At 48.0% G+C, this 12,931-nt stretch carries 9 protein-coding genes and 1 tRNA gene; 9 read left to right on the top strand and 1 reads right to left on the bottom strand.

What is annotated here, in order from left to right:
• The first annotated feature begins 64 nt into the window (after nt 1-64).
• The 4 genes from H8S65_RS04140 to H8S65_RS04125 are packed head-to-tail and all read left to right on the top strand — an operon-like array spanning nt 65 to nt 2,262.
• Complete coding sequence (locus H8S65_RS04140; protein WP_005641525.1) at nt 65-445, top strand: TraR/DksA family transcriptional regulator; 381 nt, start codon at nt 65-67, stop codon at nt 443-445.
• A complete protein-coding gene (locus H8S65_RS04135) occupies nt 446-1,060 on the top strand; it encodes a lipoprotein signal peptidase (RefSeq protein ID WP_186928700.1) in 615 nt (204 codons plus the stop codon).
• An 8-nt stretch (nt 1,061-1,068) separates the two neighbouring features.
• Nucleotides 1,069-1,872 (top strand): DUF4296 domain-containing protein, encoded by an 804-nt coding sequence (locus H8S65_RS04130; RefSeq protein ID WP_186928699.1) that lies wholly within the window; start codon nt 1,069-1,071, stop codon nt 1,870-1,872.
• A gap of 6 nt (nt 1,873-1,878) precedes the next feature.
• Nucleotides 1,879-2,262 (top strand): hypothetical protein, encoded by a 384-nt coding sequence (locus H8S65_RS04125; protein ID WP_186928697.1) that lies wholly within the window; start codon nt 1,879-1,881, stop codon nt 2,260-2,262.
• On the opposite strand, the gene H8S65_RS04120 is transcribed toward H8S65_RS04125, so the two are convergent.
• Nucleotides 2,182-2,952, bottom strand: a complete 771-nt coding sequence (locus H8S65_RS04120; protein WP_186928695.1) for an RNA methyltransferase — start codon at nt 2,950-2,952, stop codon at nt 2,182-2,184. The genes H8S65_RS04125 and H8S65_RS04120 overlap by 81 nt on opposite strands.
• A 74-nt stretch (nt 2,953-3,026) precedes the next feature.
• On the opposite strand from H8S65_RS04120, the gene tamL reads away from it, so the two are divergent.
• From tamL to H8S65_RS04095, 5 genes are all read left to right on the top strand, one after another.
• Nucleotides 3,027-5,375 (top strand): translocation and assembly module lipoprotein TamL, encoded by a 2,349-nt coding sequence (gene tamL, locus H8S65_RS04115; RefSeq protein ID WP_186928693.1) that lies wholly within the window; start codon nt 3,027-3,029, stop codon nt 5,373-5,375.
• Between the two features lie 448 nt (nt 5,376-5,823).
• Nucleotides 5,824-6,441 (top strand): HU family DNA-binding protein, encoded by a 618-nt coding sequence (locus tag H8S65_RS04110; RefSeq protein WP_186928692.1) that lies wholly within the window; start codon nt 5,824-5,826, stop codon nt 6,439-6,441.
• On the top strand, nt 6,438-8,495 hold the full coding sequence (locus H8S65_RS04105; RefSeq protein WP_186928690.1) for a VapE domain-containing protein: 2,058 nt from the start codon (nt 6,438-6,440) through the stop codon (nt 8,493-8,495). Before H8S65_RS04110 ends, H8S65_RS04105 begins: the two co-directional genes overlap by 4 nt.
• A gap of 277 nt (nt 8,496-8,772) precedes the next feature.
• Nucleotides 8,773-8,846 (top strand) — tRNA-Arg (locus H8S65_RS04100).
• A 745-nt stretch (nt 8,847-9,591) separates the two neighbouring features.
• Nucleotides 9,592-12,918 carry a SusC/RagA family TonB-linked outer membrane protein gene (locus tag H8S65_RS04095; protein WP_186928689.1) on the top strand — a complete coding sequence of 1,109 codons (3,327 nt, stop codon included), beginning with the start codon at nt 9,592-9,594 and terminating at the stop codon, nt 12,916-12,918.
• Nucleotides 12,919-12,931: the final 13 nt, after the last annotated feature.

Below are 12,931 nucleotides of genomic sequence, written 5' to 3'. Positions count from 1 at the left end.
CATTGTTGAATTATTCATTATTCATTAATCATTCTTAATTGTTAATTATTAATTTAAATGAACCATGGCAGAAAAGACAAGATATTCGGATGCCGAACTCGAGGAGTTCCGCGCCATAATATTGGAAAAGCTGGAGAAAGCAAAAAAAGATTATGACCTGTTGAGATCCGGTGTCACGAATTCTGACGGCAATGATGTTGCTGATACGTCTCCTACGTTTAAAGTATTGGAGGAAGGCGCTGCGACTTTATCAAAGGAAGAGGCTGGCCGTTTGGCACAGCGTCAGATGAAGTTTATCCAGAACTTGCAGGCAGCATTGATCCGGATTGAGAATAAAACGTACGGTATTTGCCGCGAAACCGGTAAATTGATCCCGAAAGAAAGATTACGTGCTGTGCCTCACGCTACGTTGAGTATCGAAGCTAAACAGGGAGGTGCCAAGTAAATGAGATATTCCAAAGGTTGGGGAGCAGCGTTGATTGTGATGCTGCTCCTTATTCTTGACCAGGCTCTTAAAATATGGATTAAAACTCACATGCAACTGCATGAGAGCATTGAAATCACTCCGTGGTTTTATCTGTACTTCACCGAGAATCCGGGAATGGCTTTCGGGATAGAAGTGATCGGTAAACTATTTTTGTCGGTATTCCGTATTATCGCTGTCGGTTTTATCGGTTATTACCTGTATAAGCTGGTGAAACAGAATTACACCTTTGGCTTTATCGCCTGTATCTCGTTGATCTTTGCGGGGGCTATCGGGAATATCATCGACTCCATATTCTATGGGGTGGTGTTCGATCATAGCTTCGGACAGGTTGCCTCGTTTATGCCGGAAGGTGGCGGCTATGCCGGCTGGTTGCACGGGAAGGTGGTCGATATGTTCTATTTTCCGTTGATACAGACGGTGTTGCCCGACTGGCTCCCGGTGTGGGGAGGAGAAGAGTTTATCTTTTTCCGTCCGATCTTTAACTTGGCCGACTCGGCGATCTGCGTAGGTGTCTTTTTGTTGTTGCTGTTCTACCGTCACACATTGTCGACAAGTCTCTCAAAAGAAAAATAAAAGAATTAATGCGGAACAGACTGCATAGATATAGTGTCGTTTTGCTGTTGGGAACCTTGCTGGTTGCCTGTAGCAAAGTACCGGATGGCATTCTTTCGGAAAAGAAAATGCAAGCTGTACAGGTGGATATGCAATTGGCGGAAGCCATGATTAGCCTGGACAGCAAGGCGTTTCCCGATAATGCCCATAAGGAGGCTTTATATCAGTCCATCTTCCGCAAATACGATATCACACAGGCCGAGTACGACAGTTCGCTCGTTTGGTATGGACGGCATCTGGATATTTATATGAAGGTGTATGACCGCGTGCTGGCCGATTTGAATAAACGGCAGAAAGCGTTGGGCGATGTGCAGGCTTCGGCAGCACCAGTTTCCAAACAGGATTCGGTGGATATCTGGCCTCGCCGTACCTCTTTAAGGCTGGAGCCCGATGCTTTGTTTAACGGTGTGACGTTCGATATCAAACCGGAAACGAACTATTCGTCCGGCAGCTCGTTTGTATTAGGCATGAATGTCTGGGGCATCAACAAGGGAATGACCTATAAACCGGAAATACGCATAAGCGCCGACCAGGGCGATACGATCGTGACTGTCAATGACAAGGTGCTTCGCGATGGCTATCACGAAACCGTTTTGAAGACGGTTCCGACCAAGCAGATCAAACGCGTGTATGGGTATATCTTTATGAACAATGCCGACTCCTCTTACTACAAGGTTTATCTGGACAGCCTGAACCTCATGAAATATAATTACGGTCGTCTGACCGATATGGCGAAAGATTCGTCAGCCGTACAGAAACAGGAGGAGAAATAGATCGATATGCGCAGGGTCGCTTCTCATTATGTTTATTGGAACGGACTTCTTCGGATGCATTACGTCGAGCTGGACGACGAAGGGCGCTTGGCCGGTGTCTATCCGCTGGAAGGCGAGATCGCCGGGACCGAGTTCTACGACGGCATCCTTTTCCCGGTCGGTAAAGTCGGAGAGGCGTTTCCGGTCGGTGAAATAAAAATCCCGTGGCGATGGGACAAACTTTTCAGGCAGAAGGAACCCGGCTTCGATGCTTGTCGGGAGTTGGGGCTTCCGCAAGCGGCTGCGATCGGCGAAACGGCTTGTTTGCTGTTATTGGGCGGCATTTCCCTGGCGACGGCGAAATTCGGCGCAGATGACAGCCGTAGCGATGGCTACATTCAAAGACTCTGAAGTCTCTCTTTCGGGTGGAAAACTCGGAATGTAGAGTTTCCGGTCGATCAGTTCTTCTATTTGCGGGCGTATTCCGTTCCCTTCGTTCCCCATCACGATAATTCCGTTTGCCGATAATTCCTTCGTGTACATATTTTCTCCGTCGAGGAATGTGCCGAACAACGGAACCTGCTTTGCCGCTTGTGCTTTCAGGTAGTCTTCCAATTCCGTATAATGGACTTTTACGTGCGCCAGTGCGCCCATTGTGGCCTGCACGGTCTTCGGGCTGAAGACATCCGCGGTGTCGGGGCTGCAAACGATATGTTCGATGCCGAACCAGTCGGCAAGCCGTATGATGGTTCCGAGATTTCCAGGGTCCTGTATGCCGTCCAATGCTAAAACGAGCGAGGAAGAAGGATCGGCTTCGTCGAGCGACCAGTCCGGACGTTTGAATACGGCAAGTACATCTTGCGGGTTTTTCAGGAAACTGGCTTTGCGGATATCCTCGTCTTCCGCTTCCAACAGTTCTTTCGCCGGAATGTTCCCCTGCATCGCCATCCAGGATGGTTTGGCGAGAACCAGTTCGCATTCGAAAGCAAACATCATGTCGGCAACCAGTTTGTTCCCTTCGGCAACGAATGCATTCAGTTCGTTCCGGTATTTCTTCATTTCTAACGAATGGATGTATTTAACTTTCCCCTTACTTAGCATCTTTACTCTTTTTATGCGGCAAATGTACGGGAATTTCTTTAAATTCAGTTACATTTGCGTGCGTAAAAGCTTGAATGATGAAGGGAATCCAAACACTATATTTCATTTGTTTCCTATTGCTGTTAGTCTCCTGTAGCTCGACGAAATATGTGGGCGAGGGAGAATACCTGCTGGACAAAGTGGAGATCGTGTCGGATGGCAAGACTTATAAAAACAGCGACTTGAAGCCTTATTTGCGCCAGCAGCCCAACTTTAAGGCATTCGGATTGATGAAATGGCAGTTGTTCGTGTACGACTGGTCGGGACGGAACGAGAAGAAATGGATCAATAAACAGCTTCGCCGGATGGGAGAGGCGCCGGTTATCCTGGATACGACATTAGTAACGCAGTCGGTCGACGAGCTGAAACGCTTCTTCATCAATAAAGGATATATGAACGCCGAAGTCTCGGCTTCTATCGATACTTCGCGAAGCAAAAAGGCTGTTGTGAGCTATAAGATCGTCCCAAACACTCCTTACCGCATCCACGACTATTCGGTTGATTTGAGCGATCCGAAGATCGACAGTATCGCCAAGCTCAAGCCGCCCCACCGTTCCGTGCTGGCTTCGGCTTTCCGTACTTATTCCGACGATTATACTTCGCTGATAAAAGACAGTGCCCTGTTTGACCGCGATGTACTGGACAAGGAGCGGCAACGCCTCACGGCTTTGTTCCGCCGGCGCGGTTATTATGCCTTCAACCGGGATTACCTGTCTTATATTGCCGATAGCTCTTTGAACCGCAATATCGTAGACCTGGATATGCTGTTGAAGCCGTACCGTTTGCAAAAGCCCGACGGGACGGTGGTCGACACGTTGCATCGCCAGTATTATATTAAAGACGTTTCGATTGTGACCGATTATAACCCGTTGACGTTGGAGGAAAACAACGCCATGCCCTACGATACGGTCAGGACCGGAGGTATTAATGTCCTCTACGGCAAGAACGGCAGAAGTATCCGTCCGGGAGTTTTGCGCAAGAGCAATTATATCATGCCGGGACGCCTGTATAACGAGCGGACGGTGGAGCAGACCTATTCTTCGTTTGCCACGCTGCGTGCTTTGCGTAACGTGAATATCCGCTTTTCGGAGGTCGAAGAGAACGACACGATGAAGCTCAACTGTACGATCCTGACTTCTCCCGCCAAGCTGCAAGGCTTCGGAGTCGACCTGGAAGGAACGAACTCGGCAGGTGATTTTGGCTTTGCTTCGAGTTTGAACTATCAGCACCGGAACTTGTTCAAGGGCTCGGAGGTTTTCTCGGCCAAAGTCCGCGGCGCTTATGAGGCGCTAACCGGTAGCCAGTCGGAAGGAAACAACTTTTGGGAGTTCGGTACGGAAGCATCTGTTTTGTTTCCCCGTTTCCTGTTCCCCTTCCTGCATGAGAATTTCCGGCGTAAGATTCGTGCAACGACCGAATTGAAGGTGAGCTACAGCATGCAGACGCGTCCGGAGTTCAAAAGGTCCATTCTCTCTGCCGGATGGAATTATATCTGGCAGGAACGGAGCAATATGCAGGCGCGCCATGTTTTCAAGTTGTTGGACATCGATTATGTATATTTGCCGAAAGTAGATTCGACGTTCAAGAGCGAATTGCCGGAATCCACACTTCGGTATAATTTTACCGACCAGTTTATTGTCGGTTCCGGTTATACCTATTCTTTTAACAATTATGATCCTCAGAACCGTTTGAGGAATACACATTCCGTTCGCTTCTCCTTCGAGATGGCGGGTAACTTGCTGTACGGGCTTTCCAAACTGACCGGTGCGGATAAAGACGACGAAGGGCGTTATAAATTGTTTGGAATTAATTATGCCCAGTTTGTGAAAGGGGATATCGATTTCAGCAAAAGTATCGTGCTGGACAACCGTAACAAGTTAGCTTTCCATGTCGGTGTCGGAGTCGGTTATCCGTATGGCAATTCGAAGATGCTGCCGTTCGAGCGCAGCTATTTCTCAGGAGGTGCAAACAGTGTCCGCGGTTGGTCTGTCCGTTCGCTCGGTCCCGGTAGTATGCCGCTCGATTCGGTCAAGTCCTTTGCCCAGCAGATCGGTGATATCCGCCTGGATTTGAATCTGGAATACCGCACGAAGCTATTTTGGAAATTCGAAATGGCCGCCTTTATCGATGCCGGTAATATCTGGACTTTCCATAAGGATGAGAGCCGTCCGAACGGCAACTTCGATTTCTCCCGCTTCTACAAAGAGATTGCCGTCTCTTATGGATTAGGTCTCCGCCTCGATTTCGATTTCTTCCTGATCCGCTTCGATACCGGTATGAAAGCCTATAACCCGCAGGAAAGCGGCAAAAGGAAGTGGGCCATCCTGCATCCGAACTTCCATAATAACTTTGCTTGGCATTTTGCGGTGGGATATCCGTTCTGAAACAAAAAATCGTCTTTATTTGCAAATGTTTTATTTTTTGATACGCCTAAAAGAAGGCAATATCAATCTTTTATCTGTTTTTATCATTCACATCTTTCACACATATATAAGCAATTGTTAATCATGCAGATATATGCTGTTTTAACCCCTATGCGAACCTTCACGTCCTTCACTACTTTCACATTCCCGGAAACTTCTGTTATTTATTGCATTTCTCTTGAAAATCTAAGGATTTGTCCGGTATATTTTATATCTTTACACACGTATGAGTCGCCTTGTCTCCCATGTCGCAAAGCTTAACGATCTATGTCGCTTTCTTTCTCCATATATATCGCAAAGCTTTTCCATATAGGTCGCAAATCGAATGACATGTGGTGTTGATCTTAAATCAATATAAATAAACTCGTAATGTCTTAGGATATAGGGAGTAAACAAATAACAACAAAGAATGGCTGCAAAGTATCAGTTTTTCAAAAATCCCCCTTCCTCTCTGGTCGAAACAGGCGCGAAACCTGTTTTACATGTGCGGATCGTGAACCGGGATGTGCTGTCCTTTAAGGATTTATGCTGGCGGATTGCCGGACGAAGCACCTTTAATGCCGGTGAAGTGGAAGGTATCATGTCCCTGTTCAAAGAAGAGATGGTCAGCGCCCTCTCCGATGGAGACCGTGTCGAACTGGAAGATATCGGAATATTCGAGGCGACGGCCTCTTGTCCGCCTGTTTCCGATGCAAAGGATATACGGGCGGAAAGTATTCGTTTTTCGCGTGTGGTATTCAGGGCTGCCAAATCGTTGAGGCGTAGAATGAACCTGATGAAGTTCGAACGGGCTTCCGGCTTCCGGAAGCAGGATGCGTTTCCGGAGGAAGAGCGGCTGGCGCGTATCTTGCGGCATCTCCAGCGAAACGGAGAAATCAGAAGCTCTACCTGCATGGGACTGAATGCTTGCTCACGCTATCAGGCACAGGCGGATTTGAACCGCTTGAAAGCCGGAGGGAATATCCTGCGGTTGGGGGGGCCGAAAGTGGCGGTTTATGTATTGGCGAATAAGGAGGAGGCCAAATGAAAGTTACGTGGGTAAAAGGAAATGGCGGCAGCCATAAGTTGATGGAGCTACAGGCTGTAGTAGAAATGCTGAAAGACGAGAAAAGGAAAAACGCCGTGTTGTCCTTACGGCAGTCGATTCCGTATTGCTCGCCTGGTAGCCGTCCGGTTGAAGCGGGGAAAATCCCGTCTGTAATTTTCTCTTCCGGTTATAAGGATCGTCTTTGGCGTCATTACAACGGGTTGGTGCTGGTTGTGATAGACCGTTTGGCAAGTGTGGAGGAGGCCGGGCGGATACGGGATCGCCTGGTTTTGTATAACCAACCGCTATTGGCTTTTGTCGGGGCCGGCGGACAGAGCGTGAAAGTGGTTGTGAGGTACACGTTGCCGGACGGGCGCCTGCCGGAGACGGAGGAAAAAGCGGCTTGCTTTCATGCCCACGCTTATCGGCGTGCGGTGCTGCATTTCGAGACGCAGTTGCAGCGTGCCGTCACACATCGGGAACCTCTGCTTGACGGGGGGTGTCGCCTCTCTTTCGATCCGGGATGTTTCTACAATCCCGAAGCGCAGCCCGTACGGATGGAACAACCCGCAGGGATGCCTGAGGAACCGGGGTACACAGAGCTGGTCGAGCGTTCGGACGATCCGCTCGACCGTGTCCTGCCGGGATTCGAACGGCATAAAAAGATTGAGATGATGTTTGAGAACTGTCTGGCGCAAGTGATTCGCGAGAAAGGGGCCGGTTGGCAGGAGGAGGAGCCGAAAGGGTTTCTGGTTGCTGTGGCGGAATTGTGTTTTGCTTCCGGAATCCCGGAAGAAGATGTGGTGAAATGGGTCTATTTCCATACTTATTATAGGAGCGATGAACGGCTGGTACGGCTGACCGTGCATAATGTGTATGACAGCCGGAAGGTGTTCGGGCGGAAACCTTGTGTCCCGCCCTCCATGAATTTGCTGGTCAGGATGGAGGAGTTCCTGAAACGCCGGTATGAGTTTCGTAAGAATGAGATACGTGACGAGGTGGAATATCGTGAACGGCAATCGTTTTGTTTCCATTTCCGTCCGGTTACGCCTGAGGTGCTGAATGGGATTTGTCTGAATGCGATGGAAGAAGGCCTGGAAATATGGGATAAGGATGTGCGCCGGTATCTCTATTCCCCGCGGGTTCCGGCCTATAATCCGCTGGAATCGTTTTTAGGCCAGTTGCCGGAATGGGACGGTAAAGACCGGATACGTCCGCTTGCCGACACGGTGCCGACGGGTGACCGGCTGTGGCGTGACCGGTTTTACATCTGGTTCCTCAGCATGGTGGCGCATTGGTATAAGCGCGACCGGCTGTATGCGAATAGTTTGGTTCCGGTATTGGTCGGCGGGCAAGGAATATCGAAATCGGTTTTTTTCCGTCTGTTGCTGCCTCCGTCTTTGCAGGAATATCATGCGGAAAGTATCAATCTGGAGAACAAGGCGGAAGCGGAGTTGCTGATGGCACGTAACCTGTTGATCACGATTGATGAGTTCGATCGGTTAAGCCGTAAGTATCAGGCCGATTTGAAACATCTTATCCAGAAACCTGACTTGAAAGTACGTGCTCCGCATCAAAAGACGTTCCGGCAGATGAGGCGGCTCGCTTCGTTCTCGGCAACGGCTAATCCGATGGATTTGCTGACAGACCCGACCGGGAGCAGGCGATATCTTTGTGTGAAGGTGAACGGTGCGATCGACATCTCGACTCCTCCCGATTATGGACAGCTTTATGCTCAGGCGCTTGCTGCTATCCGTAACGGGGAACGCTATTGGCTGGACAAGGAGGAGGAGTTGGCAATGGAGCAGGCGAATATGGATTTTCAGCAGCTCCCTCTTGAAATCCAATATCTCTACAGCTATTTCCGTGTTCCGGGGAGTGATGAGGAATTTGAATTGTATACGGCTGTCGAGTTGCTGGATTATATATCCGTAACTTCCGGACGAAAATTCAGCAATCGCTCCTCATTGGCCTTTGCCCGTACCTTGAACGCTTCCGGTCTGCGTTGTGTGCATACCAGGCGCGGAAATTGTTACCGGCTGATCAAAATATGATGGTTCGATAATGCAATGGATAGAAGATAGAATCGCAGTGTGGTGTGAAGGTTGTGGATGATGTGAAGGAAAGAATGCTGAGGAAAAGATATTGTAACCTGTTATTATTCAGCGATATATTGCTTTGTGAATGTTGTGAATGATGGTTATATCCAAATTGATGGGACAGAAGTGCTTCTGACAGGAATAACCGGTTTATATCCTCTAAAGTGAAAAAATGGCATAAAGCCTTTGCATATTTAAATAATAATACTACCTTTGCACCGCAAATAAGGATGGTTCCGTAGCTCAGCTGGATAGAGCAACGCCCTTCTAAGGCGTGGGTCGAGCGTTCGAATCGCTCCGGAATCACTTGTATAAAGCGCAAACTGTTATCGGTTAATAGTTTGCGCTTTTTTTGTGTTCGCACATAAGTATATTATTTTTGTGATACGATATAATACAAAGGTAATCAGGTCAGATGACGCATCCCCATGATTCAAATAGTCTTCGAAGCGGACGAAGAATACTGGCTTTTCCACTAAAATATCGGGTGAATGTTTGTTCTTAGTTCTCTAAGAACTATGGTAGAAACGTTGCAAATGTAGTCGTTAATAAGATGAAGTATTGTGTAAAATTATCCATTTCATGTGCATGAATTATCCAGACACATTTCTTTAACATATTCCCAATGTATTGTTATTTAAACAGTTAAATCAAATCCAATATTGTCATATCTCTAAAAATGATTTGCAAGAAATCTCTCCTTTAAGTAAATAATACAGATAAAACCATATTTATGGTTACCTCTGGAACAGGCATCCTTATTTTATTATTTTCACTTGAACTAAATAAGCTTAGTCTGTTTTTCAATAAATATTGTTAGCGTGTTTAAATTCCATCATCAAAAGGCCTTTTGGTAAAACAAGCCAATGGAAAACGAAAGAAAAGGAATCGGTAAAAACTATTTATCCATATCCTGAATGAAAATCCGCAGTACAAATCAGGCCAGAAATTCCATAGTTCTTAGAGTACTATGATACTCTGAGGGTAAAAGTGGAAAGCATTGTGTGAATTAATCAATTAATAAAATTTAATCGAGTAAGTCTGATTTATTATGACAAAAGATTTAAAACGTTGTGATGTATCAAAGGCGATGTTTTTAGGGGCTACCATGTTTCTGGCATCAATAGGGATAGCATCTGCTGCTCCATCCTCCGATACATTAGGCTCTGCGGAGCCTGTACCTGTTGCTTCTCCGCAACAGGCTAAGCATACTGTCAAAGGAGTGGTGGAAGATGCACTTGGTCCTATTGCAGGAGCAAATGTGGTAGAAAAAGGAACAACCAACGGGACTATCACTGATATGGATGGTAATTTTTCCTTGGAAGTTTCTGCTAATGCTATTTTAGTGGTATCCTATATCGGGTATCAGAATCTGGAAGTGCCGGTAAAAGGACAGGCGAACCTGACTATTAGTCTGAAGGAAGACTCTCAGGCGTTGGATGAAGTCGTTGTCGTAGGTTACGGTACGCAGAAGAAGGTGAATTTGACGGGTTCCGTCTCTTCCGTAAACTTCGAAGAACAGGCTTTGTCTCGCCCGATCACGAATGTGTCGAATGCCTTAGCCGGTATCAGTGCCGGTGTGCAGGTCATGCAGAACTCCGGACAGCCGGGTAGCGACGGTTCGACGATCCGTATCCGTGGTGTCGGAACCTTGAACAACCAGGACCCGTTGGTCTTGATCGACGGTGTGGAAGGTTCGATGGACTTGGTGAACCCACAGGATATTGAGAACATCTCCGTCCTGAAGGATGCCGCTTCCTCTTCAATCTATGGTTCACGTGCAGCCAATGGTGTTATCTTGATCACGACAAAAAAGGGTAAGGCTGGTAAACTGTCGGTTTCCTATACCGGACGTATCTCTTATGCGCAGCCGACTAACCTGATCGACCAGATCACCGATTATGCCGACTACATGACATGGATCAACGAGTCGTTTGAAAACATCGGCCAGCCGAATCACTTTGCACAAAGCACGATCGACCTCTGGCGCGAGAAGTCGAAAGATCCGAACGGGGTGAACGAAAACGGCGTGCCCAACTACATCGCCTACCCGAACACTAACTGGCAGGACTATCTGTTCGGACATGGCTTGATCAACGACCATAATGTGTCTGTTAACGGCGGTTCAGACAAGATCCGCGTGTTGATGTCGGCCGGCTATTTGGATAACCCCGGTCTGGTTGAAAATACCGGTATCAAGAAATATACGTTGCGTGCCAACATCGAGGCAAAGGTGACGGATTGGTTGACGGTCGGAACGCGAACGTTTGCTTCTCAGGAAGACAAGGAGGCGGGAAACTTCGATAACGCCAACAACTACCTGCGCCAGACGACGCCGGGCTTGTATCCGGAATGGAACGGTGCTTACGGTTATCCGGAAGCTCCCGAAGAATCGGCTACCGCCAACTCCATCGGGGCTTTCTTGAACGGGCAAGACGGAAAGAAGCAGAAGACGAACTTCAACACTACGCTCTATTCGACTATCTCTCCGTTGAAGGGCCTTTCGTGGGACTTCAACCTGAACTACAAGCGGTATTGGGAAGACAATGCGACTTGGACCAACCCGTATGAAAAGGTTCGTTTCAGTGACGGAACCGTTATGTCTCCCGCCACAGCTCCTTCCGAGATGACGACCTATTTCTACAATCGTTCGGATTATAGCTATACGATCCAGAATATTTTGCGTTATAATACGACAATCGCGAATGATCATGACTTGGGTGTCATGGCCGGTTACGAAGAATATTACTACAACCAGGATACCCGGAGTGCACAGAAGAAAGGGTTGATTGATGCGTCGGTACATACGCCGGGATCGGCTACTGAAATGCAGAGCATCAACGGTGGTACCATTGATAAGGCGCGTCGTTCGTTCTTCGGACGTGTCAACTACGCTTACAAGTCCAGATATTTATTTGAAGCCAACTTGCGTTACGATGGAAACTCCCGTTACCACAGAGATTACCGTTGGGGTACGTTCCCTTCCGCATCTGCCGCATGGCGTGTTTCGGAAGAAGCCTTTATGGAGAATACGCGCAATTGGTTGGATAACTTGAAGCTCCGCGTCTCTTACGGTTCCGTAGGTAATGACGGTGGAGATGATGTGGGCAACTACGAATACCAGTCTACTTATGGTAGCTCCCGCTACTCGTTTGGTGGTATCCTGACCTCCGGTCTGGCCAGTACCTCTTTGGCCAACTCCATGCTGTCATGGGAAACGTCGACGATGGCTAACATCGGTATCGACTTGAATGCCCTCAACAACCGTTTGTCGTTCACGTTCGATGCGTTCCATAGCAATACGACCGGTATCTTGTACACGCCGTCTATCTACTTGACGGTCGGTAGTAAATCGGCTCCCCGTCAGAACTTGGCCGAGATGGTGAAGAAAGGCGTCGAATTGACGTTGGGATGGCAGGATAAGATTGGTGAAGTTTCTTACTCGGTAAGCGGTAATTTCTCCTATACGCCGAACAAAGTGACCAAATATAAGGGCAAATTCAGTGCCGGATACGATGAAAACGGCGAATGGAAGAGTAACTTGGGTGAGGTGGCTTCCAGCTCATCTGCTGTAAACCCGATTATCGAAGGGAATATCAAGAACGAATATTTCCTGAAGAACCCGTATATGGGTAGTGGCAAGGGCTATGCTGCCGACGGAATCAACGGTGGACCGGTCGACGGTATGATCCGTACGGAAACCGATATGGAATGGGCGAAAGCCATGATCGATGCCGGCTATACGCTGATGCCGAACAAGACGATCAGCAAGGACAAGATCTGGTATGGTGACTACATCTATGCCGATGCCAACGGTGACGGTATTTATGGCGGTTCGGACGACCGCGAGTTCCAAGGCATTTCCAAAGACCCGAAATACAACTTCGGTTTGCAATTGTCTGCCGCCTGGAAGGGATTCGACGTTTCGATGAACTGGGCAGGTGCTGCCGGATTCAAGCTCTATTGGGGCACTTCGACCGGCTACAACTCGCCGAGTACCCGTGTCGGGGTGGCATTGGGTACGGACATTGCTTACGACCACTACTTCTACGATCCGACAAATCCGAGCGATTCCCGCACGAACGTCAATGCCAAATACGGACGTTTGGTGAACGGGGAAAGCGGATTCCAGAACTTAGAGACAAGCTCTTTGTATCTGTTTAACGGGAACTATCTGAAGCTGAAAAACCTGACTGTCGGCTACACATTGCCGGCTACTATCAGCAAGAAAGCTTATATGGATAATCTGCGTCTGTATATGTCTATCGAGAACGTATTCAATATCACCAAGTATCCAGGTCAGGATCCGGAATTGGGAGCTACTCCTGAATACACCTCTTTGAGACAATTCGCTTTCGGTGTTAATGTATCATTCTAATCAAAATAAGGTA

It is taken from the genome of Parabacteroides hominis (genome assembly GCF_014287585.1).
Taxonomy (GTDB): domain Bacteria; phylum Bacteroidota; class Bacteroidia; order Bacteroidales; family Tannerellaceae; genus Parabacteroides; species Parabacteroides hominis.
The sequence above is the reverse complement of the archived record's forward strand: the minus strand, read 5'-3'. Positions and strand labels throughout refer to the sequence as shown.